This is a genomic window from Acinetobacter sp. Li1LvA2 (assembly GCF_056156705.1).
In genome coordinates this window covers 463,257-487,022 of sequence record NZ_JBSICF010000001.1, presented here as the reverse complement: position 1 = coordinate 487,022, position 23,766 = coordinate 463,257, and the positions used below count along the sequence as shown (strand labels likewise).

General features: G+C 36.6%; 24 protein-coding genes. 13 read left to right on the top strand and 11 right to left on the bottom strand.

What is annotated here, in order from left to right; translation table 11 throughout:
* Positions 1-93 precede the first annotated feature (93 nt).
* From ACS604_RS02200 to ACS604_RS02185, 4 genes are all read right to left on the bottom strand, one after another.
* The gene (locus tag ACS604_RS02200) at positions 94-375 is read right to left on the bottom strand and encodes a DUF1634 domain-containing protein (protein WP_174729677.1); all 282 of its coding nucleotides are present in this window, start codon (positions 373-375) and stop codon (positions 94-96) included.
* The gene (locus tag ACS604_RS02195; protein WP_474769774.1) at positions 372-1,928 is read right to left on the bottom strand and encodes a PepSY-associated TM helix domain-containing protein; all 1,557 of its coding nucleotides are present in this window, start codon (positions 1,926-1,928) and stop codon (positions 372-374) included. The genes ACS604_RS02200 and ACS604_RS02195 overlap by 4 nt, the downstream gene beginning before the upstream one ends.
* Positions 1,921-2,220 carry a hypothetical protein gene (locus ACS604_RS02190; RefSeq protein WP_174729680.1) on the bottom strand — a complete coding sequence of 100 codons (300 nt, stop codon included), beginning with the start codon at positions 2,218-2,220 and terminating at the stop codon, positions 1,921-1,923. The genes ACS604_RS02195 and ACS604_RS02190 overlap by 8 nt, the downstream gene beginning before the upstream one ends.
* Before the next feature lie 66 nt (positions 2,221-2,286).
* Positions 2,287-4,422 (bottom strand): TonB-dependent siderophore receptor, encoded by a 2,136-nt coding sequence (locus ACS604_RS02185; RefSeq protein ID WP_474769772.1) that lies wholly within the window; start codon positions 4,420-4,422, stop codon positions 2,287-2,289.
* 220 nt (positions 4,423-4,642) lie between these two features.
* Between ACS604_RS02185 and lpxB the strand changes: the two genes are divergently transcribed.
* Complete coding sequence (gene lpxB / locus ACS604_RS02180) at positions 4,643-5,818, top strand: lipid-A-disaccharide synthase (protein WP_440202543.1); 1,176 nt, start codon at positions 4,643-4,645, stop codon at positions 5,816-5,818.
* Here the strand turns inward: lpxB and eppR are convergent.
* Positions 5,815-6,462, bottom strand: a complete 648-nt coding sequence (gene eppR, locus ACS604_RS02175) for an error-prone polymerase regulator EppR (protein ID WP_474769770.1) — start codon at positions 6,460-6,462, stop codon at positions 5,815-5,817. The two genes, lpxB and eppR, sit on opposite strands and share 4 nt — an antisense overlap.
* 118 nt (positions 6,463-6,580) lie before the next feature.
* Here eppR and ACS604_RS02170 point away from each other — a divergent pair, with 118 nt between their 5' ends.
* The 4 genes from ACS604_RS02170 to ACS604_RS02155 are packed head-to-tail and all read left to right on the top strand — an operon-like array spanning position 6,581 to position 11,613.
* A complete protein-coding gene (locus tag ACS604_RS02170; RefSeq protein ID WP_474769768.1) occupies positions 6,581-7,600 on the top strand; it encodes an HlyD family secretion protein in 1,020 nt (339 codons plus the stop codon).
* Positions 7,593-9,356 (top strand): ATP-binding cassette domain-containing protein, encoded by a 1,764-nt coding sequence (locus ACS604_RS02165; RefSeq protein ID WP_474769766.1) that lies wholly within the window; start codon positions 7,593-7,595, stop codon positions 9,354-9,356. The genes ACS604_RS02170 and ACS604_RS02165 overlap by 8 nt, the downstream gene beginning before the upstream one ends.
* A gap of 9 nt (positions 9,357-9,365) precedes the next feature.
* Positions 9,366-10,490, top strand: coding sequence for an ABC transporter permease (locus ACS604_RS02160; protein WP_474769764.1), 1,125 nt, complete (start codon positions 9,366-9,368; stop codon positions 10,488-10,490).
* A gap of 4 nt (positions 10,491-10,494) precedes the next feature.
* Positions 10,495-11,613 carry an ABC transporter permease gene (locus ACS604_RS02155; protein WP_474769762.1) on the top strand — a complete coding sequence of 373 codons (1,119 nt, stop codon included), beginning with the start codon at positions 10,495-10,497 and terminating at the stop codon, positions 11,611-11,613.
* 35 nt (positions 11,614-11,648) lie between these two features.
* On the opposite strand, the gene ACS604_RS02150 is transcribed toward ACS604_RS02155, so the two are convergent.
* Entirely contained in the window at positions 11,649-12,518 is an 870-nt protein-coding gene (locus ACS604_RS02150; protein ID WP_004792580.1) for a DUF2797 domain-containing protein, read from the bottom strand.
* Positions 12,519-12,557: 39 nt separating this feature from the next.
* Between ACS604_RS02150 and ACS604_RS02145 the strand changes: the two genes are divergently transcribed.
* Entirely contained in the window at positions 12,558-13,019 is a 462-nt protein-coding gene (locus tag ACS604_RS02145) for a DUF6231 family protein (RefSeq protein WP_474769760.1), read from the top strand.
* Between the two features lie 99 nt (positions 13,020-13,118).
* A complete protein-coding gene (locus tag ACS604_RS02140; protein WP_151962738.1) occupies positions 13,119-13,712 on the top strand; it encodes a YidB family protein in 594 nt (197 codons plus the stop codon).
* 108 nt (positions 13,713-13,820) lie between these two features.
* Here ACS604_RS02140 and ACS604_RS02135 read toward each other — a convergent pair whose 3' ends face one another.
* The 3 genes from ACS604_RS02135 to ACS604_RS02125 all read right to left on the bottom strand — a co-directional run bounded on the left by ACS604_RS02135 (position 13,821) and on the right by ACS604_RS02125 (position 15,883).
* On the bottom strand, positions 13,821-14,927 hold the full coding sequence (locus tag ACS604_RS02135; protein ID WP_005304913.1) for a porin: 1,107 nt from the start codon (positions 14,925-14,927) through the stop codon (positions 13,821-13,823).
* Positions 14,928-15,182: 255 nt separating this feature from the next.
* Positions 15,183-15,596, bottom strand: coding sequence for an HIT family protein (locus tag ACS604_RS02130; protein ID WP_111853820.1), 414 nt, complete (start codon positions 15,594-15,596; stop codon positions 15,183-15,185).
* Positions 15,597-15,613: 17 nt separating this feature from the next.
* Complete coding sequence (locus tag ACS604_RS02125) at positions 15,614-15,883, bottom strand: YARHG domain-containing protein (RefSeq protein ID WP_004792570.1); 270 nt, start codon at positions 15,881-15,883, stop codon at positions 15,614-15,616.
* 862 nt (positions 15,884-16,745) lie between these two features.
* On the opposite strand from ACS604_RS02125, the gene ACS604_RS02120 reads away from it, so the two are divergent.
* Positions 16,746-17,210, top strand: coding sequence for a hypothetical protein (locus tag ACS604_RS02120; protein ID WP_474769757.1), 465 nt, complete (start codon positions 16,746-16,748; stop codon positions 17,208-17,210).
* Between the two features lie 154 nt (positions 17,211-17,364).
* On the opposite strand, the gene ACS604_RS02115 is transcribed toward ACS604_RS02120, so the two are convergent.
* Both ACS604_RS02115 and ACS604_RS02110 read right to left on the bottom strand, forming a co-directional pair.
* On the bottom strand, positions 17,365-18,237 hold the full coding sequence (locus tag ACS604_RS02115) for an NAD(P)-dependent oxidoreductase (protein WP_004792566.1): 873 nt from the start codon (positions 18,235-18,237) through the stop codon (positions 17,365-17,367).
* Positions 18,238-18,247: 10 nt separating this feature from the next.
* Complete coding sequence (locus ACS604_RS02110; protein ID WP_004792564.1) at positions 18,248-19,333, bottom strand: alpha/beta fold hydrolase; 1,086 nt, start codon at positions 19,331-19,333, stop codon at positions 18,248-18,250.
* Positions 19,334-19,468: 135 nt separating this feature from the next.
* Here ACS604_RS02110 and ACS604_RS02105 point away from each other — a divergent pair, with 135 nt between their 5' ends.
* From ACS604_RS02105 to ACS604_RS02085, 5 genes are all read left to right on the top strand, one after another.
* The gene (locus ACS604_RS02105) at positions 19,469-20,656 is read left to right on the top strand and encodes an O-succinylhomoserine sulfhydrylase (protein ID WP_049836568.1); all 1,188 of its coding nucleotides are present in this window, start codon (positions 19,469-19,471) and stop codon (positions 20,654-20,656) included.
* 194 nt (positions 20,657-20,850) lie between these two features.
* A complete protein-coding gene (locus ACS604_RS02100; RefSeq protein WP_017390619.1) occupies positions 20,851-21,084 on the top strand; it encodes a hypothetical protein in 234 nt (77 codons plus the stop codon).
* Between the two features lie 281 nt (positions 21,085-21,365).
* Positions 21,366-21,695: a YbaB/EbfC family nucleoid-associated protein gene (locus ACS604_RS02095; RefSeq protein WP_004642711.1), complete on the top strand. Its 330-nt coding sequence runs from the start codon at positions 21,366-21,368 to the stop codon at positions 21,693-21,695.
* Between the two features lie 9 nt (positions 21,696-21,704).
* Positions 21,705-22,301, top strand: a complete 597-nt coding sequence (recR, locus tag ACS604_RS02090) for a recombination mediator RecR (protein WP_017390620.1) — start codon at positions 21,705-21,707, stop codon at positions 22,299-22,301.
* A 324-nt stretch (positions 22,302-22,625) separates the two neighbouring features.
* Positions 22,626-23,750 (top strand): ribonuclease D, encoded by a 1,125-nt coding sequence (locus ACS604_RS02085; RefSeq protein WP_474769753.1) that lies wholly within the window; start codon positions 22,626-22,628, stop codon positions 23,748-23,750.
* Positions 23,751-23,766 lie beyond the last annotated feature (16 nt).

Here is a 23,766-nt window from a genome sequence, read left to right as displayed (position 1 = left end):
CATGAATAATGATTTACTTATGCAAAAAAAAGCTAAGCAATCATAATTTTGCTTAGCTTGAGCTATTTTTCATCAAATTATTAGGGACTAATATTATTTAGATGATTTTAAAGGGTTAAGTAGAAGGATGAGACCAAAAGTTAATGGCGTTGCAAAGATCCACCAACTGACAAAACCAATTGAAAATTTATAGTGTTTAATCAGAATAAATGCACATAAAACAAATAATATGAATGCAGCTATTTTAAAGTATCGGTAGTACTTTTGAGCTAACGATTTGAAATGACCTGTTGATTTCGGTGATCTATATTTCTCACTCGCCATAAATAGCAAATACATTCCTAATAAAATTAAGATGAAAGCTATAACAATCATGAGCTCACCTTAGTATTTAATTTATTTAGCTTTTTTTGAATTTTTTCTACAGCTTTATGCTGAATAGGTTGAATTTTGTAGAATATGAAAATTGCTAAAGCTGCAAAGATCCATAAAAATACATCTACACGTGCAAAGGTCCAATAATCTCTGAGGCTTTGAACATACTCATGTTTAAGTAAATAACTTAGATTTAAGATGGGAAGTGCAATACTGAGCATAATAAAAACGCAAAGTTGAGTTCGCCATAAATGCTGCTTTCTAGTGATTAAAGCAATGATTAAGCTGATTAACCAAACTAAGGAAAAGCTATAAATTTCATAATTGATCGTGGTTGAAGTAACTGTAAACAATCGATTGGCGCTTAAATAGGCGACAGTCGCACATGGCAGGCCAACAAATGCTGCAACATTTAAGCGGTCAACTAAATAGTGTCCAAAGTGAAACTTACTATTCTTATTTTGAATTTGGCGTTTAAGGCTCCAGAGTAACAAACCGGAAGCAATCATTACACAGCCTAGAATGCCTGAGAAAAAGAATCCTAAACGAAGTAAAGGCTGAGCAAATGTCGCCATATGTAGCCCATAGACACCCGCATTTAACGTTGCAATAGGACTATTATTACGCGTGTCTTCTAAGACTTTGCCGGTTGAAGCATTTAATGTAATTTGAGCCTGATTACGAGTAATAGAGCGGTCTTCTTGCTGAATAAATGTAATTTGCGCCTGATTGGTATTCGGGTTTTTTACACTAATCGTTGATAAAGGTTGATTACCCAAACTTTGTTGAACTTGGCTCAATAGCTTATCAATAGCTAAGTTTTGAGCAGGCTGAATTGATTGATTCTCAAGTACAGTCTTTGTGCGGATTTCGGTAAAATATTGATAAGGGTTTTCAGGGTAAATCTTTTGCATTCCCCAAGGCAGATATAAATAAAAGAAAATAGCTAAGCCTGTAAATGTAATGGTTAAAAAGAAGGGCAATGCAACGACTGAAGAAATATTGTGAAAGTCTAGCCATGAACGCTGAGACTTAAATGTACGCAAAGTAAAAAAGTCGGTAAATATTTTTTTATGGGTGATAATGCCTGAAACCAAAGCAATCAGCATAATAAATGCGGCAAGACATACGACTAATCGCCCAACTATTATTGGAATGCCAAAAAGTTGGTAATGGAAACGGTAAAAAAAATCGCCGCCTAGAGTTGCCGAAAGTTGAAGTTCTTTTCCCGTGTTAGCATCAAGTGTGGCATTGCCATAACCGCCGTCAGCTTTTTCCCAATACATGGTGTTGACGGGACTTTCTGGTGTTGCAACAGTTAAATACCAAGATTTAGCATCTGGAGCATTTTTTTGTAAATATTGATATGCTGTTTTAATAGCAATATCTTGCTTTACTTGATATTGCGCAAGTGCAGGTTGCATCCATAAATTAATTTCGTGGCGGTAATAAGATAGGCTACCCATTAAGAAAATGGCAAACACGAGCCATCCAAAAATTAAGCCAGTCCATGAGTGTAGCCATGCCATAGATTGACGTATACCCTTATGCATAACCCACCATACGTGTCACAGAAAAGAAAAGGGCGCACAAAATGATCGACAGCCCAGTGAGTTTCAAAAGTGATTGAATGCAGAAACCAACAATTACAAAGACGACATAAAATAAAATCGCTATAAATGCCGCGAGATATATAGCTTCAGCTTTGTCGAGGGACAAAAGGAAAATTCCAGTGAGTCCAATACTTAAATACGCCATACAAGCAAAGCCCATACCGAAAACTAGCAAGAATCGATAGAAAACTTTTATACGATATGACACTGGGAGATTTACAGTTTTGGACATCTTGACTGACACATACACAAAGAATAATAAGTAAAGCCAATCCCTAAATTGGGATTGGCTACGATATTAATATTTAAACTTTACAGCAACTGTATAGTTGGCAGAAGGACCATAAAAAGCTTGGCCATCTGGAAAACTATTTAAATATTTCTTGTCAAAAATATTATTACCATTTGCCTGAAGCGTAATATGATCGTTGACTTCATAGCTCGCCATTAAATTAACTAAAGCATATGCATCTTGTTTAATCGTACTGTTAACATTTGAATCATATAACTTTATCCCATCTTGCCATTGTAAGCCTGCACCAACTTTTAGCTTTGGTAAAACTGGTGGCGTGTAGGTGGTTAGCACGTTAAGCGTCTGGTTTGGATTATAAGTTCTTGCCTCGCCGCCATTTTTTATATCTTTAATACTAAATTGAGCATAGCCGAAAGAAAGATTCACATTATTTGTGATTTGACCTGATAAGCCGACTTCTACACCTTGTGACTCTAAATCACTCGTTGGTACTTTTCGATTAAGTGGATTTCCATCAGAGCTACGTAGAGGGTAATTATTTTGTTCAGTTTTAAATACTGAAAGTGTTCCAGTTAAACGGTCATCTAGCCATGAACTTTTTACGCCCATCTCATAGCTTTTACCATCAATAGGTTTTAAAGCTTGATTGGTATCTTTATCAATACCAGTTTGAGGACGGAAAATTGAGGTGTAACTCATATAACCTGTATATTCAGGTGTAAAGTTATAAGTTAGTCCAACATATGGTGAGACTTTACTTTCACTATATGACATTGGGGAACCATAACTTTCACCTTTACTTTCAGCTTGGACATAGTTTGCACCAAGTAAAAGTTTTAAATCTTCATTAAGATGTAAGCGTGTCGCAGCATAGATGGAATTAATATTCTGCTTATAGTTTGCAGCTTCTGTGAAATCTGACCAAGTTATAGATTGCGGTGTCCAACTTGACCAATCCGTAGTGGTTGATTTTATGACGTTACTATCGTTAATCGTTCCTGTAGATTGTTTATCTTGCTGATGACTACGTACATAGCTATAGCCTAAAGATGCCTCATGTTCTCGATTGAAAAGTTTATATGTTCCTTCGAGATTAAAATCGACAGCATGTTTTTCTTGGTGCTCTTGACCACCCCAGGGGGTTAGAGAAACACCTGATCCATCAGCTTTTGGATAACCATAATAATAAAGAAGACGACTATTATGCTTGGTATCAAGATAGTTATAGGTCAGCTTAGCGGTCCACTGATCATTAATTTTTTGCTTTAATTCAACGAAAGCATTTTGTGTTTCATTATCCCAGTGTGCCCAGTCAGGGTTAGGGTTATATGAGCGGTCATATGAAATTTGTTTACCATTGGCATCTAACAAAGGCAGAGCACCCCAGTTGTTTGCATTGGGTTTATTTTGTTCTTGGCTATAACCTGCGGTCAGTAAAGTACTATCTGTCAAATCAGCTTCAATAATACCTGCGAAACCATTTCTCTCTGACGAATATCGATCAAGGTAAGAATCACCAGTTTGCTCATAGCCCATAATACGGCCACGTACTTTTCCACTCGGTATTATTGCACCAGAAACATCAGCTTCATAACGCTGCGTATCCCAAGAACCATAACTTACACCACCACTTGCTTGGAATTCTTGAGTCGGGCGTTTTCTAATATTATTGATTGTTGCGCTTGGATCACCGAAGGCGTTAGTTAAAGAATCAGCACCTTTAACAACTTCTACACGATCATAGAAATAAGTATCAGGATTCGTATTGTTATAGTTATAACCTGAGAGGGGAAAACCCACGCCGTCAGTTAATATATTTGAAATCTCAAAGCCGCGAGCCATATAAGTAGTTCGCTCAGTTTCTTGATTAGATACGGTTACACCTGGGGTATTTTTTAAAACATCTCGTGTACTGGTAAGTCCGAAATCTTCAATTTGCTGACGAGTAACGACATTAATGGTTTGAGGAGTTTCTTTAGCTTCAATATTAAGCTTAGTTGCACTACTCGAGTTTTTAACATTATATGCTTTGGTCTGTTCAGAAGACTGCTCAGCACTTGTGGCTTTAACTTGAATCGTCTGTAAAGCTTGTACTTCTGATTCTTGAGCATAAGAGAGGTTCGCATAACAAATCGCGCAGGCGATTACGGTAAGCTTAAATGGTCGAGGTGGGATATTCATAAGATTAAGGATAATGTAAATAATTCTCATTTATTTTATTATTTGTAAATGTAAGCTACAATTCAAATTGTATTGTTAATTTAGATTAAAAGATGGTGAATGAGTGTAATTTTAGATAGCTTGTGCTGTGGCTGCTCTTGGTGAGTACATTTATATCAAGTTCAAGATTGATAAACCTCTATGCTAGAATGCATTATTTCAAATTCTTGGGTAAATCGCCTTGGCAAACCGAAAACTTAAAATAGGCATTGTAGTTGGGGAAGTTTCTGGAGATACGCTTGGTGTGAAACTTATGCGTAGTTTTCGAGAACAAGGAATCGATGCCGAATTCGAGGGAATCGGTGGTCCTCAAATGATTGCTGAAGGTTTTAACAGTTATTACCCAATGGAAACCTTGTCTGTGATGGGGATTGTTGAGGTCTTAAAAGACTTAAAAAAATTATTCGCCGTGCGGGATGGTCTAATTAACCAATGGACTCAAAATCCAGTTGATATTTTTATTGGAATTGATGCACCAGACTTTAACCTCAGACTTTCTAAAAGTATTAAAGAAAAGAATCTTCCAATAAAAACAGTTCAATATGTCAGTCCTTCTGTTTGGGCGTGGCGCCAAGGACGTGTTCATGGCATTAAACAGAGTATAGATTTAGTACTTTGCTTATTTCCTTTTGAAAAAGTTTTTTATGAACGATATGAAGTTCCTGCAGCATTTGTAGGTCATCCATTAGCCAAACAATTGCCACTTGAAAATCCAATCCAAATTGCCAAACAGCAATTAGGTCTTAATGAAAATCAAAAACATATTGCGTTATTACCAGGTAGCCGAAAAGGTGAGGTAGAACGGCTTTTGCCTATGCTGCTTGGAACTGCCAAAATTCTGCATAAGAAATATCCAGACATTCAATTTTTAATTCCCGCAATTAACGATGCACGAAAACAACAGATTGAGCAGGGTGTTGAACAATTAGCACCTAATTTAAAAACTGTAATTCATATTTTAGAAAATACAGATAGCGAATCTAAAGTTGGCCGTATGGTCATGAATGCAAGTGATATCATTGCTTTAGCTTCTGGAACGGCTACATTAGAAGCCATGCTCATGCATAGACCGATGGTCACTTTCTATAAGTTGCATTGGTTGACCTATATAATTGCTAAGCTTTTGGTGAAAATTCCTTATTATTCTTTGCCGAATATTATTGCGGGTAAGAAAGTCATTGAAGAGCTGATTCAGGCTGATGCAACACCAGAACATTTAGCAAGTGAAATAGAGAAGCTAATGAATGTTGAGACAGCTCAAATTCAGGTGATGCAACATTTAACCATGCATAAACAACTTATTTCTGGAAATACAGAAGATCCAGTACAGGCAATTCTGCAATGTCTCGAGAGCTAACTTTTAAGATTTGATTGGCTAATTGCTTTTAAGCCAGCTAATGAAAATTTCTTAAAATGTTCAACTAAATCGTGTAATGGCATCTGGGCAATATTTTTAAGTGGCTCAGGTGCTTGAGCATTAGGTCCTGCAATAATGAGCATCATGCAAGGTGTCATCACGCTTAAAATACAAGGCAAAACAGCTGGATCATTTTCATCTAAACCAGCAACTTGACTAATTAACTTACGAATAAGAAAAAATTTCCTCATACCTGCAAGTTCAATAAAATTTAATAAATGCTCAGAAGGTGAAAAGAGTTCACGAATAAAGACTTTGCCATGCCAAACATCTTTTTCAGTTAACTTATGCAGCAAGGTCTCAAGTAATAAGCTTAGCTTTTCTTCTGGTGACTGAGTGCTTTCAACAAGTTCTAGTAAATATTTTTCATCTAGATAGTGAGCGTGAGCTTCCACTAAAACAGCTTGATATAGTCCGTCTCGACCATCAAAGTGATAATTAATTGCAGCCAAATCGACATTCGCAACGTTAGCAATTGTTTTGTTCGCTGTCTTTGCAAAACCATATTGGGCAATTAAAGGTCCTGCTGCCTCAATAATTTTGGACTTGGTTAAGTCACCATCACTTCGTCTAGATCGGGACATGTTTAACCCTAATTTTCACTCACCATAAAAGTATATCTTTTATTCAAAGATTGGAGTAATTTAAATTTAAATTGAATTTAAACTAAGAAAATTTGAATTTAATAAGAAGGCCAATAAGATGAATAAAAAACTGATTGCCGTCGTCTTGGTTGTTATAGCTGTGGTTATCATCGGGTTTTGGGCATGGAAATATAACAATAAGAATCAAAAAGATAATATATTAACTTTATATGGAAATGTTGATATTCGCCAAGTTTCACTTGCATTTGAACAGTCTGGTCGTATAGAGAAACTATTAGTTCAGGAGGGTGATAAAGTTAAAGCTGGTCAAGTACTAGCGGCTCTTAATACCAATGCACTAGAGATTCAGGCAAAACAAGCTCAAGCACAACTTAAAGCTCAACAAGAGGCAATTGTTAAACAAGATGTGGGAGCTCGCCCAGAAGAAATTAGTCAAGCAAAAGCACAACTTGCATCTGCCCAAGCTGAGCTTGATAAAACCAACAAAAACTTGCAACGCTTACAAATTTTGGTAAGTAGTACGGATGGTCGGGCAATTAGCCAACAAGAGCTAGACTATGCTAAAAGTAATAAAGATAGTGCCGAAGCAGCGGTCCGTGAAAGACAAGCTAATTTAGAATTAATAATTAAGGGTGCTCGACAAGAAGATCGTGAAGCGACCAAAGCACAGTATGAAGTAACCAAAGCTAATTTAGATCTAATTAACTATAACCTTACTCAAGCTGAATTAAAGTCTCCTGTAAATGCAGTGGTACGAGCTCGGTTACAAGAAGTTGGCGATATGACAACTGCGCAAAAGGCCGTTTATACATTGGCTTTAACCGATCCCAAATGGATTCGTGTGTATGTAAACGAACAAGATTTAAGTTCTATCAAGATGGGGGGCACGGCCCAAGTTATTCGTGATTCTGATCCTAATCAGCCTATTAATGGAAAAATTGGCTATATATCTTCAGTGGCTGAGTTCACCCCTAAAACAGTACAGACCGAAGAGATTAGAACAACATTGGTTTATGAGATTAGGGTCTATGTAAATGATCCGAATGATCAATTGAAAATGGGCCAACCTGTGACTGTAAAAGTGCCACTTGCTTCAGGTGAGAAAGCTCATGACTGATGAAAAAGCAGTGGTTCAAGTTAAAAATTTGTTCATGACTTTTAAGGCTGAGAATAAAAAGACAGCAGATATTAGTGTAATTGTTGATTTGAATATGCAAATTAACAAAGGAGAGCTTACCGCTTTAGTTGGTCCAGATGGTTCGGGAAAAACAACCTTATTAAGGTTAATTGCAGGACTATATAAAGCCACTTCGGGTTCATTAAATGTACTCGGAGTTGATGTGAGTAAAAATCCGCAAGTTATACAAGACCGCATTAGTTATATGCCACAACGTTTTGGACTATATGAAGATTTAAGCGTACAGGAAAATTTAGATTTATATGCCGACTTACACGGCGTTTCAAAGGATGTACGGGAGCAAAGGTTTAAGCGGTTATTGGAAATAACGGATCTTACTCAATTCACTCAACGCCTAGCAGGCCAACTTTCTGGTGGGATGAAACAAAAACTAGGGCTGGCATGTACTTTAGTTCGTTCCCCAGAATTGCTCTTACTTGACGAGCCTAGTGTTGGAGTGGACCCTTTATCAAGACGGGATTTGTGGATCATTATTGAACAACTTGTTGAAGAAGAAAACTTAAGTGTAATTATAAGTACTGCTTATATGGATGAAGCAGAAAAATGTGCCCAAGTTTATATTATGCATGAGGGAAAAATTTTAAAACAAGGTTCACCTGAACAATTAAAAGAAATAGTAAGTGGACAAACATGGAATATAAAACCTTCAGAGCAGATTAAGGCTCGGACCTTGCAAGCTCAGTTACTTGATAACGATGTAGAGATTATTGATGCTGTTCCAAAGGGTGCACAAGTGAACTTTATTAGTCGTCAAAAAGAGCTATCAGCCGATATTTTACCTGAAGGGCTAAAAGCAAATACGCGACCACCTGAACTTGAAGATGTGTTTATGCTGCTGTTGCAGCAGGCTCAAAAGCAACCAAAACATATACCTATTTCTGAGCAAGCTTTTCAATTAGAACAAAACAATAATTTAAAAACAGAGCAACCTATCATTGTAGTTAAAGATTTAGTCCGAACTTTTGGAGATTTTACTGCAGTTGCCAATACATCATTTACTGTACAACGCGGTGAAATATTTGGATTACTTGGACCAAATGGCGCGGGTAAAACGACAACTTTTCGAATGTTGTGTGGATTGCTACCAGCAAGTAGCGGGTATTTGGAAGTTGCTGGTAAAAATTTACGGACAGCTCGTGCTGAGGCAAGAGCAAAAGTAGGTTACGTCTCTCAAAAATTTGCACTGTATAACAATTTAACTGTCTTAGAAAACTTGAAGTTTTTTGGTGGAGCATATGGGTTATCTGGCAAAAAACTAAATCAACAAATTGATAAAGCCTTACAGCAATACGATTTAAAGCCTCATAGTAAAAGTGGTGATTTACCGGGTGGGTATAAACAACGGCTATCTATGGCTGCTGCACTATTACATGGACCAGAAATTTTATTTTTAGACGAACCCACGAGTGGAATTGACCCGTTTGCACGGCGATCATTTTGGTACAGCATTGGTGAACTGGCAAATCAGGGCATTACCATCATTATTACGACGCATTTTATGGAGGAGGCAGAATATTGTGACCGCATTGCCATACAAGATGCTGGAAAGTTATTGGCCTTAGGGTCTCCCCAACAAGTCCGTAAATTGGCAAGTAAAGATAAACATATTGCTGACATGAATGAGGCTTTTATAGCAATTGTGGAACAAGCACGCGCGTTAAGGCACGCTGGTTAGGAGGTCTACATGAGCTTTGGATTTTGGAATCGGCTGACAGCATTAGTTCGTAAAGAAACTAAGCAGCTCATTCGTGATAAAAGCAGCCTCGGGATTGGTCTGGTTTTGCCTGTTATTTTAATTCTGCTGTTTGGTTATGGACTTTCTTTTGACTTAAATCAGGCCCGAGTCGGCGTTGTTGTTGATCAGTCTTCACCGCAGATCAATCAGGCTTTAGCTGGTTTAAATGGCTCACGATATTTAACAAGTCAAGAGTTTCATAATTTGCCTGAAGCAGAGCAGGCCATTCGAGATGGCGAAATTGATGCCATTTTGCATTTTCCTTCAGATTTTGCCAGTCAGGCACAGCAAGGTAATGCCAAGGTTCAACTATTATTAAATGGGACATATACCACCATAGCAACAGCCTTAGAAGGTTATGTTGCAGGTGCTTTAGCTACCGCACCGTCTATACAGTTTGACCGTAGCCCAATATTAGCAACGTCAAGCGCCGTTAATATTGAACAAAGAATATGGTTTAACGAATCTGGTAACAGTACTTGGTTTTTAGTCCCTGGCTTAATGGTGCTCATTTTAACTTTAATTGGTGCATTTTTAACTGGTTTACTTATTGCCCGTGAAAGGGAAAGGGGAACTCTAGAAGCTTTATTTGTTACGCCTGTACGGCCATTTGAAATTGTATTAGCAAAACTGATTCCCTATGTGGTGGTCGGCATGGTTGATATCGTGATCTGTATTGTTGCTGCATATTTTATTTTTGAAGTGCCTATGCGCGGTTCATTATTCTCAATTTTATCTGCTTCATTTCTCTATTTAATCGTCTCGTTATTACTTGGTTTAACTATATCAGGCTTTGCTCAAAGTCAGTTTCAGGCGAGTCAAATTGCCTTATTGGCAAGTTTTATGCCTGCACTTATGCTTTCTGGATTTGTTTTTGATACCCGTAACTTACCTTTGGTTGTACAAATTATTAGCCAGTTACTACCGGCTACACATTTTATGATTTTAATTAAAACCTTATTTATGGGAGGTGATGATTGGAAGTTATGGTTTAAAGAATGCGGTTTTCTGTTGGGATATATCGTTGTTTTGATATGTGCTGTGAACTTTTCACTGAAAAAACGGTTGAGATAAAGTTATGTGGCAGCAACTAATCGCTTGGTTAAAACATTTAAGTTTTTTGGTTAAAAAAGAATTCTTAACCATTTTTAGTGACCCTGCAAATAGAGTTATTTTATTTGTACCAGCCCTCATGCAAGCACTTTTGTTTGGTTATGCTGCTACTTATGATGTTAACCATGTCGATTATGCAATTTTAAACCAGAGCAATGGGCAGGTCTCACATGAACTCATCTCAAAACTAGATAGCTCTGGTATTTTTAAGCGTGTTGCAACACTTGAATATACTGGTCAAATCAAACAGGTTATTGATAGCCGTCAGGCATTGGTTGTAATTACGATTCCTTCTGACTTCGAGAGCAAATTAAATAATAACCAGAGCTCTCCTGTACAGGTCATTGTTGATGGCAGGAACTCATCAACCGCCGTCGTGGTAGGTTCATATCTAAATAAAATTATTGGTCAGTTTAATCAGCAAAAATTTAACTCAGCTTTGCCCATTAGCCTTGAAACAAGAACATGGTATAACCCAAATCAAGAGTCTCGATGGAGCTTAATGCCTTCATTAATTGCAGCATTAAGTATGATGCAAACATTACTTTTATCCGCTTTATCAGTCGCGCGTGAACGTGAGCAAGGTACATTTGATCAGTTATTAGTGACCCCGTATACACCATTACAAATTATGATTGGTAAGGCCTTACCGCCAATTTTTGTAGGGCTGATGCAGTCAACTATTATTTTATTGATTATTTTGTTCTGGTTTAAAATTCCCATGAATGGCTCTATTGGGCTGCTTTATTTTGGTTTATTGAGCTTTAATGTGGCTGTAGTGGGTGTGGGCTTATCTATTTCAGCATTATCTTTAAATATGCAACAAGCCATGCTTTTTACGTTTTTATTGATTATGCCTTTAATGTTGCTTTCGGGTTTACTTACACCAGTAGAAAACATGCCGGAAGCATTACAAATAGCAACGTACGCAAATCCATTGAGGTTTGGAATTAACTTGGTACAACGAGTTTATTTGGAAGGTGCAGGCTTTGCACAAGTCAAATTCAACTTTATTCCAATGATCATACTTGGACTGGTCACTTTACCTTTGGCAGCTTGGCTATTTAGAAACAGATTATCTTAATTAAAAAGCCCCATTTTAGGGGCTTTAAAACTTATTTAAGCACGTACGATCAGCTCGTAACCCGTATATTTACGGATATTAATAACACCAATATCAAAGATTAAATATTGCCCTTTAATACCTTGTAATACACCACGAATTTTTGGTGTTTTATCTAGGTTTAGAGACTTAATTTTTTCAGGATATTGTTCAACTGGATAAACAAACTCACGTGGCAATTCATCTTCTAATAATTCAACAGTTTCGTTAAATTCAAGATTTTGGCTAAATTCCTCACGAATAGTTTGAATTTTAGGTGCAAACTCTTCGATTAACTGATCACGTTGTTCAACCATATTTAAAGGTTCAGCTTCGCCTTTAAGGAGTTTGCGCCAATCAGTTTTGTCAGCAACTAAAGAACCAAACATAGTTTCAAGTTGACCAGATAAACGGCGTGATCCAACCTTTAAAATAGGTAGGGCTTGGGTTGCCCCTTGATCTAACCAACGACCTGGCATATGACTAACGCGAGTAATACCCACTTTTAAAGCACTCGAATTTGCCAAATACACAATATGCGGTTGGAAACAAACATTGTGTGCAAAATCATCTTCACGACATGTACCTAAATGATAGTGGCATGTTTCAGGTTTCATAATGCATAGGTCACATTCTGCTTTAGTTTTAAAGCATTTAAAGCAGTGGCCTTGAGAATAAGACTTTGGTGTTTTAGTGCCACAAGAAGTGCAATAAATATTACCTGTCCATTCGATTTCTAGTTCTTGTCCTAAATTAAAAGGAAGATCAATTTCTGAACGGTCTAATACAAATTTGTATTCAACATTTGCCTTGGTTGTCTGTTGATCAGTTACACTAGCATCTTTTAGGCCTGCATGCATTTTATGGCAAATGCCTTGTAGTTCCATAAAGTTTAAACTCACATCTTTCAATTAAGGGTTGCAGTTATGGCTGAACAAAATGTCATCACTTCTATGCTAGACGATTTATCAAACGAACAGCCCATTCATACTGCACTTTGTATTGGCCAGAAAATTGACCAGAATAACGCAATTCAATGGCACTATTTTACCGTAACTGAGCTTTTAAGTCTGCCTTTTACTCAGCGTTATGATTTGGGTTTTGTATTGTTTGATACAGATGAAATGCAGAACATAACTGAAGTACAAAAATCACAATTATTAGTGAAGCTAAGAGATTTATTAGCAAAACGAATTGTTGTGGTAAGTAAACGCAGTGATGAAAAGTTATTACGCTCTTTAGGTTTTACGCAACTCATTGATAAAACTTCACATGATAGTGATTTTGCTTTATGGCAATTTAACATCTTGACCTATAAGCATGTTCCAGATTGGTTTAATTCAAAGTTTTGGGCGAACCCGGAAAACTGGAATAAATTTCGCTGGTAAGAGACCACGAAATCTCTTTCAAAATTTAACAATTTGGCTTTTGCTGTCTTAACAAGAATCCGCGTATGCTCATGTGTAAACCATACATAAGAGTTTTACATGACAAATTTAAGCAACATTGTAGAAATTTTGGCTCAGCAGGCTTTAGGTGGGAACCAGCAAGCATCAGGTCAAGGTGGTTTAGGTGGAATTTTAGGTTCAGTACTCGGACAAATGGGGGGCAATACTTCTTCTGGCACACAAGGTGGTCTTGGAGGAGTACTAGGTTCTGTATTAGGTCAAGTGACTGGAAATAATAATAACGCACCTCAAGCAGGTGGTGGCGTACAAAGTTTATTAATTGCAGTTGTACCTTTAATCTTAGGTTGGGTTCAACAACAAGGTGGTTTGCAGGCTGCTTTAGAAAAGTTAAAAGGTGCGGGTTTAGGTAATCAAGTTCAAAGCTGGGTTGATCCAAATCAAAGTAATAGTGAAGTTCCTACCCAGCAATTACAAAGTCTATTTAACCCAGCAGATATTGAGCAAGTTGCCCAGCAGGCTCAAGCGCCAAAAGAGCAAGTTTACGGTGCAATTGCTTCAGTCTTACCTCAAGTCATTGACTCATTAACACCTCAGGGTGATAGTACCGATCATCAGGAAGCAAACCAAGACATTCAAAACGTTATGAATCTTGTAAGTGGTTTTTTAAAGTAAGCTACAAAGTTAAAAAAGCCGATATTTTTATATCGGCTTTTTTAAACTGAACAATAAAATAAAAGGGCGGTAGCCCTTTTATTTTAGATATGAATCAAAGATAACTAATTAGAAGTTATATTCGATACCAGTACCTACAACAGTTTGCTTGTCGTCATCATTCAACCAGTCACGTTTTTGTTGAGCAACGATGCCGTAGAAGCGAGCTTGTTTGTTGATTTGGTAATCGAGACCTAAACCGTACAAGTCGATTTTACGATCTGCTTGACCACTTACTTGTGTTTCAGCTGAAGCATATTCTGCTTTCACTTTAAGTTTAGTGTTAGGAATTTTATAAGCAGCTGTTACTGCATATGCTTGTTCCTCTAAACCACGGTAAGCTTTACCAGCTTTATCGATTGAACCATCAGATTTATATGATTGACCATATGCAGTCAATTCATCAGTAGGTTCAGCATGTTGCCATAAAGCACCTACAACAAAACCTGATTTTGCGATGTCATAAGAACCAGTTACACGGTAAGCATCTGTATAAACATCTTTCAGACCGTAAGCAGCATATTTACCTTTAATACCAAAGTCACCAGCGGCAGCTACTGCTAAGCCAAGGTCTTTGTTTTCATAGCCAAGTGCAGTAGACACAGAGTCAAAGCTGTCATTCTTGCTGTCTTTACCAGTTTCACCTTGTTTGCTGTCAGAGGTGCTTTCACCAGTCTGAGCCATAATGTTGAAAGTTAAACCAGCTAATAATTTAGGGTCTAGTTCAAAACCAACTACGTTATCTAAGCGGTTTTCACCGTACATGATATTGGTAATATCTAAACGTGTATCGTCATTAAAGATGTCTTGGTTACCACCAGCAGCAGTCTTAAAGTAAGAGTCGTATTTACCTACTTTTAAAGTACCAACACCTTCAGTTTTTAAACCGATGAAACGGTTACGAGCGCTCAGGTCAGTATCAGAACCTGAACCATCAGTAGAAATTGCCCATTCAGCTAAATAAACAGCAGATAACTTGTCAGTTAATTTCTCTTCGCCTTTTACCCCAATGCGAGAAGAGTTTGAGTTAACTTCGGTAACATCACTTTTACCATCGAAATTTTTATTATCAACTTGGTTAATAGAAACATTTAGTTTGCCATACAAAGTTGGCGCTGCTTGCACCGCGTTTATGCTCAAAGTTGCAACTGCGGCAGCGAGTAGCAATTTCTTCATTGAGATTTCTCCAAAAGGTATTTAAAAATGGCGTATGCCTAGTTAACTATTTATTTTGTAGTTGACTTATGTACAAAAAGTTACAAAAGCTCACCAACTTGCTAAGCAGTATCGGTAAACTTTGTGACAAGGGCGTGAAAAATAAATGACAGTTTTATGACGATTAAAATTTAGAAATAAATTAATTATTTTAGGTTTTTATAGTTTTTAGACGAAAAAAAGCGGAGTAAAAACTCCGCTTTAATAGATTAAAAATCAAAGAGCTGCTTTAATTTTCTCAGCTAAAGCTTTGATTTTTTCTTGATCGCCTAACTCTACAGCATGTCTTCCAAGTTGATGCACATTTGTAGGAATAAGGTGAAAATGAACATGCGGCACAGTTTGTCCTGCCGCTGCTCCAGAAAGTTGCATCAAGACGATACCTTCCAAATTGAGAGCTTTTTCCATTGCTTTCGCAATTTTCTGAACAATTTGAATGGTATATGCAGCTGCTTCTGGGGGTAAATCAAGTAGCGTTACAGCAGGTGTTTTTGGAATAACTAATGTATGACCATCGGCTTGAGGCATAATATCCATAAAAGCTAGAACTTGATCATCTTCATAGATTTTTATCGCTGGAAGTTCATTGCGTAAAATTTTTGCGAAGATATTTTGATCATCGTATGCCATGTATTATTCCTTTAAAATTATTTACATTTCAATTCTTTCTGACGCTCTTTAATAGCATCAAGACGTTGTTGCTCTTTGTCAGAAAACTTTGGTTTTGTCGTATGACAGTTTTCATTACCATATTTTTCTTTAGCATCAGGATCTTTGAAACAAAAGCCTTTTGATGCATAAATCAAATTATAGTCGTCTTGCAATTTCTGACATTCTTGCTCAGGCGTTGCAGCTTGAACGCTTAAACCAGCAATGCTCACCATGCCAGTAAAGACTGCAACCATAAATTTATTCATGAGCGTTTCCTCAGTTAAAGGTATGAACCTGTACTCAATATAAGGTTTATTACCAATATTTCAATGATTATTAATTACTCAAATGTCATTTTGGGTGATAATTTGTTCATAGAATAAATAAAAACATTAGATATCAATAATTTATAAAAATCAAATAAAAACATAAACTTAAGATAAATTATATATATTTTTTTAGAATTTGATTCTTTTTAATTCACTTTTAACTTTTATTGAAGATATAAAAATATGCTGCTGATTGAGGTCATCGGATATAAAACTTTTAGAAAAAGATGAGATCTTATAGCCTTTTCATTTGCTAAATAGACAAATGAAGTTTGAAATTAGGTCAATGAAAAAGGGGATGAGCAATGACATTATCAAAAACACAAAACGTGATAATTATCACAGTTTGTGTTTTTAGGATTAAGTGGAATTCACTGGGCCCATTTTAATTTAGACGGAAATGGGCTTTTTCTTTTAAGCTGTAAAATATAAGCACGTTAAAAGTAATCTTATTTTACACTTCAATTGAAAGATGTATTGATTTTGCATGTTTTAACTTCTATTATATTGTCCTTAAATTGCTGCGTTTGATAGTTTTTTATTTTTGTAACCCATTTCTAAAATTGAGATGGGTTTTTTTTATTTAAGTTATTTCGAAATATATTAATTTAGCCCCATTCTTACGAGTTATATTTGGCCATATTTTTAATTAGTGTGATACGTTTCGCATGCAACTTTCACTTTTACTATTGTGGTTACTTTTTAGTCTAACCTACTTACATATAGCAATGTTATATTCATCATACTTCCTTAAAGGATCTGATGATTCATCGGAGACAAGATTAAAAGGAAATAGAGAATGTCACAGTTTTTACTCGTTGCTGAAAGCATTTATAAAAAATCTGAAGAAGAAAAGCTTTTCTCAGAAGATATTATTGAACACTTGAATCGCTTAGTTAGTATGATCCGACAAGAGATAAAAGATACTTCATATAAATTAAAATATAACTTTATTGATTTTGAAGAATGTTTAAATAAGCCAGCAAATGAATGTTCAGCTAAACTCGATATCAGTTTAATGCCAACATATAAAAATAAAGGAGAATATATTATGTGGTTGGCTAGTTTTATTGAAAAGATTACTTTGGGAGGAAGAGAAAAGTTTCCACCACTTGCTAATACTTTGCTTCCCAGCTGTATGCTTGCCAACCCTTATTCAGCAAAAATGAAACAAGCTAAGGTTATATCCGAGAAAAGTGCGCAAATGATTGTAAACTATTTTAACTCCTCCGATTATAAAAAGGTTAATAAAACACCTGCTTAGTGTAAAAAATAATAATCTTTCAAATACTTAATGCTTTTATAAAGAAAATTTTTCGTAATGAATGACATGAGTTTGCTATGTTTGAGGTTTCATACTATTCATTATTGAGCCTATTAAAATTAAGTTTAATAGGCAGTCCTCTAAAAGATTAAATTTACTCTAATGTAATCTTTGTCCATGCTTCATACATTTTAACTGCCGCAGAGAAGTCACTGTTGTCTTCAGCAGTTAAATGAGCAGCTTGGATTAAACTTTGTGTTAATGACAAAAGCGGGGCAGGAAGCTTTGCTTGCTGGACTAAATCCAAAGCAATTCCTGTGTCTTTGGCAAGAAGAGGCAAGCCAAAGGTTACTGGAAATTCGCGACTCAATACACGCTGTGGAAAGATAGTCTCTGTCACCAGACTTTTACCACTTGAAGCGTTAATACACTCTAAAGCTTCGTTCAAGCTTACCCCATGCGCTTTTAAAGCACTGAAACCTTCTGCAACAGACCAAAGATTGACCGCGAGTAGCATATTATTAACTGCTTTCACTGCAAATCCAGCACCTGACTCACCCACATGTTTAATTAATTTTCCTACCGCTTCTAGAGCTGGTAATGCACGTTCGAAAGCTGCTGCATCGCCACCCACCATTACAGTCAAAGTTGCATTTTCAGCTCCTACGGTTTGACCGCTTACAGGAGCATCTAGAAAATCAACATTTAATTGCTTTAATGAGCTAGCTAAGATGCGGGCAGAGTCAGGAACCCCGCTGGTACAGTCTATCCAGATTGCTCCAGATTTAATTTCTACACTACTAATAAGCGCTTCTACATCAGTACTTGTCGGTAAGCATGAAAAGATAATATCTGCTTGTACGGCTTGCTCTAATGAGACAGCCTGAGTGCCATAGTCTGCTGCATGTTGTTTGGCTTTTTCAAAATTTCGATTCCATACATAGACAGTATCGAAGCGTTTTGGTAAATGCGCTGCCATACGGTAGCCCATTGCACCCAAACCAATAAATGCAACAGATTGACTCATGACCTTATCCTTAAATTTGTGTTGAACGTTCGGCGAGCCATGTAGCCAATTTCGGCCAAAACTCCAGAGCACTTGCTTGACTCGACATTAGGCCCAAATGACCACCGGGGATGAGAGTAAACGTGACATCCTGACTGCTTGTCAATTGACTTAATGGCGAAGCAGCGTCAGCACTGACCAGCTGATCACTACGACCCGCGCCAACTAAGAGGGAACAATCTATATTTTTTAATTCGATTTTCTTATCTTTTAACTGAATAAAGCCACGTTTTAACGGGTTTTGTAGCCAAACATTAAACAACATGTCTTGATTAATACCACCCGGATAGTCAATCATATTATTTAAAAAGTTACTTAGGGTTGCATGCTCTTGTACAAATTGTAGGTCATCAAGATTCTTTAGCAATTGCAGATGTCCATCAAACCAACCTTTAGGATCGAGAATTTTGAAACCTAATGAATTTAAAATTCCGGGACTGTGGATCAGACGTTTTGGTAATCCAGAGTAAATACGTTCCTTAATTTTCTTATTACGACTAATCAAATGATTTATGGTTTGATAGAGCTTGCCAATATGGCCAGATGCATAACTATCTATTGGACTACCAAGAACAATTAAATTTTTAATGTAGTTGGGTTGATTCAGAGCAGCATATAAAGTAACGAATATGCCTGCCATACTCCAGCCATGGAGCGAAATTTGCTCACTTCCTGAATGTGCGCGAACGTGTTCTATTGCTTTAGGAATGAAATCTTCAATAAATGATAAAAAGTTAAGGTGTCTATCTTTAAACTTTAAATTACCCCAATCGACCAAATAGACATCAAAACCTGCATTTTGAAAGTATTTAATAAGTGAACGATAAGGATATAAATCGTAAATCGCCATATTAATTGCGAGTGGGGCAACAAACACTAATGGTTCTTTAAATTTTTTTTGTGTTGCTGCGTAATAACGAATACGCGTTTGATTGAATTCGCCAATCACCTCAAAGGGAGTGCTTTGAGATAGTACTAATGTTTTTGAATGAAATAGTCGGGCAGAAAGGTGCTTGATTTGGCTTTGTTCTGAGACAAGGGATTTTAAGCGTTTCATCTTGCTTTACCAACTATTTACTAAAGATTGAATAAAGTCTAAGCGATAATTTTAAGGTTTACCTTGACCTTAAATACCTTAGACACTCAAAATGATGATAGTTTTTAGTACATGACCAGTAAAGGCGAACATTTAATGAACCAGTCTGATGATTTAGAATACCAACTTGATACTTTAGCCATTCGTACCGGACATACTCGTAGTTTTGAAGGTGAGCATGGCGAACCGATTTTTTTGACATCATCTTTTGTATATGAAAATGCAGAAGAAGCTGCAGCAAAATTTTCTGGTCAAGTTCAAGGAAATATCTATTCTCGTTTTACCAATCCGACTGTATCGATGTTCGAAAAACGCTTAGCAGCTTTAGATGGTGCTGAACGTGCTGTTGCGACAAGCTCTGGAATGGGCGCGATTTTGTCAGTTACTATGGCTTATCTCAAAGCGGGTGATCACGTTATTTGCTCAAGAGCAGTATTTGGTTCAGTTGTTGCCTTGTTTGAAAAATATATTGCTAAGTTTGGCGTAGATATTACATTTGTCGATTTATGTGATTTGGACGATTGGAAAAACGCAGTACGTCCAGAAACTAAACTTTTATTTGTTGAGTCACCGTCTAACCCTCTAGCAGAGATCGCAGATATTCAAGCGCTTGCAGATATTGCTCATGCGAATGGTGCATTACTTGCAGTTGATAACAGCTTCTGTACGCCTGTTTTACAGCAACCATTAAAGTTTGGGGCAGACCTTGTCATTTACTCTGCGACTAAATATTTAGATGGACAAGGGCGCGCATTAGGTGGTGCTGTTGTTGGTAATCATCAGTTATTAGAAGAAGTTTTTGGTGTTGTCCGTACGCTAGGACCATCAATGAGTCCATTTAATGCATGGGTTTTCTTAAAAGGTTTAGAGACTTTACGTTTGCGTATGAAGGCACACTGTGAGAGTGCTCAAATTCTTGCAGAATGGTTATCTACTCATGAAAAAGTAGAAAAAGTTTACTACGCTGGCTTACCAGCTCATGAAGGTCATGAACTTGCCGCTAAACAGCAAACTGGTTTTGGTGGAATTGTTTCTTTCGTTGTTAAAGGCGAACGTGAAGGCGCTTGGAAGGTTATTGATAATACTAAGTTTATTTCAATTACTGGTAACCTAGGTGATGTGAAGTCAACAATTACCCATCCTGCAACGACTACACATGGCAAACTTTCTGCTGATGCAAAAGCTGCGGCCGGTATTCAAGAGGGGTTAATCCGTGTATCTGTAGGCTTAGAAGATATTAATGACATTATTCGTGATATCTCACGTGGTCTTGATCTGATCTAATTATCCTTATTGAAATAATTCTTTTGGGTTATTTTTTTCATGAAACCATCTCTTTAATCGAGATGGTTTTTTATATTTAAATGTTACTAAAATTTCAGAATCGCAATAAAAAACCTACATTTTTGTTTAAATGAGGGCTAAGAGTACAAGGTATAAAGACTTTAAATTTAATTAAAAGAAATGCGAGTTTTAAAATGCTTAAGCCTATTGCTATTGTTGTTGTGGTAGGGGTAATTGGGGTGGTTGGATATAAACTATTGACCAAACCGCATCAACACCCAGTAAATGAAACAACCTTATTGATTAACAATGCAGAGAAGTCGGTGCAAGAAGCAGATAAATCTATTCAAGAAGCAAATACCTCCTTTAAGAAAGTTCCCTTAAGCGAATATAAAACAATTGATAAAGGTCTACAGGCATCTCAATAGTGCTATGAGTTTTTATAAGACTTTAACGTATGTCATCTAAATATTTAGGAAGTGTACCTAAATATGAGTATGTTACTCATGTAGCTATATGAAATAGAGCGAGAGATACTGATAGAAAACATTAGTCTATTGTGTCAGAATTACGGATTAATTTGAGTTCAACGCACTAATCTGTATGTATTTTAATCGCATAGGTTGGTTCAATGAGATTAAGTTTTTATAAAGTATTACCAGATAACCAATAATACTTTAAAGATTTGATAGAGATACGGAGTAAAGTTATGAATATCAATATGCTCATGCAGCAAGCGCAGCGCATGCAAAAAGATATGGAAACAAATATAAAAAAGGCGAAAGAAGAGCTTGCCCAAACTGAAGTCCAAGCAGAAGCTGGTGGTGGTTTGGTTAAAGTAACCATGAATGGTCGCTATCTTGTAAAACGTATCGAAATTAACCCTGAATTACTTCAAGATGAACCAGATATGATTGAAGATTTGATTGCTGCAGCGGTAAATGATGCTGTGCGTCAAGCAGAAGTTATTTCAGAAGAAAAAATGCAAAAAGCGAATTCTGGTATGGGCTTGCCACCTGGCTTAGCGGGCATGTTCTAAGGAAGTTCTGTGTTTAGTGATAGATTTGAACAACTCGTTCAAGCTTTACGTATATTGCCTAGCGTTGGTCCGAAATCGGCTCAACGTATGGCATTACATCTTTTGATGAAAAATCGAGAAGGTGCGTTCGCATTAGCTCATGCTTTACATGAGGCTTCAAGTTATATTCATGAGTGCAGCGTTTGCCATTCTCTAACTGAAAATGAAATTTGTGATATTTGTGCCTCAACTGAGCGAGAAGATCAACTATTGTGTGTAGTTGAATCACCAGCAGATGTAATGGCGATTGAGCAAAGTGGTAGTTTTCGAGGTAAATACCATGTTTTAGGGGGACATCTTTCTCCTTTGGATGGTATTGGCCCAGAAGAAATTGGTATTCCTTATCTGATTCAGCGCTTAAGTCAAGGCACTATTGAAGAAGTGATTTTGGCAACTAATGCGACTGTAGAGGGACAGGCAACCGCTCATTATTTGGTAGAGGCGACTAAGCACTTACCTATACACATGACGCGTATTGCTCAAGGTGTGCCGCAAGGTGGTGAACTTGAGTATGTAGATAGCCATACCTTAAGTCAGGCAGTTCATAATCGTATGAGAATGAAATAAGCATTCCGATGCTTATTTCATTGATGCGATATAAAATTGAATTAGATTTATTAATTTAGTTATAAAAGATGAATGTTATTTTGTCTTTAATTAAAAAAGTTTAAATAAAATATGAAAGCCGATAAGAATGAAAAAGATCTTATAGATTTTAAAAAATGAATATTTGGAGTTAACTTTAAAAATATAAATAAAAGATCAAAAAATTATCTATTTTCGAAAAATTGTTCAAAAATAGAGTATTCATAAAGGTTTAAGTGGTAATTTCCCACTTCTATGTTATATATACCAGAGTTCTAAGCACTCTTTGCATTTACTTGAGAAAGCATGTTTCAGTTTATCCAACAGCAAACCGATTTGGTTGATGTTCTTCAAAAAATGGATCAATGTTCGATATATGGACTTGATACAGAATTTATTAAGGTTGACACACTCTGGCCTAAACTTGGAGTATGCCAAGTTAATGTAAATGGCGATGTCTATCTGTTGGATGGTGTTTCATTAGATCTAAGTCAGTTTTGGAAAAAAATATTTCTCGCTCAACAGAATATTTTTCATGCATGTGGGGAAGACATCGATTTAATCTACCATTACGCTGATGAAGAAGATCTGCTTAATGTGTTTGATACTCAAGTAGGCCTTTCTTTCTTAGGCCATGGGCTGCAAGTAAGTTACCAAGGTGCTTTAAAGCTTTGCCTCGACATTGACATTGAAAAAGATCAAACAAGATCTGATTGGTTGGCTCGGCCTTTATCGCCTCAGCAACTCTGTTATGCAGCCAATGATGTTCTATATATAATGAAGTTAGCGCATCATATTCAAGAACAGCTTAAGCAGAAAGGGCTTTATGACTATGTTCTTGAAGATTGTAGTAGTTTAACTAAAGAAATTATTAGTGAAACGCCGACAGAGTTGCTTTACACCGATGTTGGTAATTATCGTCATTCGCGTCGTCAATTGATGCAACTGCAAAATTTAAGTGAATGGCGCGAATACATTGTTAAAGCAACGAATCAGCCACGCAGTTTTATTCTTCGAAACTCAACCATGATTGATATGGTTGAAAAGAATCCACGTAATAGTTTTCAACTCTCGCAAGTTAAAGATATTCGCCCAAACGTTGTTCGTGAATATGGAAAAACTATTTTAGAATTACTTAAAGATTTACCAGTTGAAAGTGAATGGCCAACAAGAATTGCTAAACCTTTTAAAGTAACATCTAAAGAAACATTGCATAAAATGGATATGGTACTTGCCCATGCAATAAGTGAAACTTCTATTCCTAAAGAAGTATTGCTTAGAAAGAAATGGCTAAATGCAATTCATCAACATGTTCTTTCTCAAGGGAATGAACAAGATTTACCTGATTATCTTTTGGGTTGGCGTTACGAGCTATTAACTCAACCATTAATTCAGTTATTTCAAGAAGAAAAACAAAGTTTATCCATTTAAAATGATGTGATAGTTA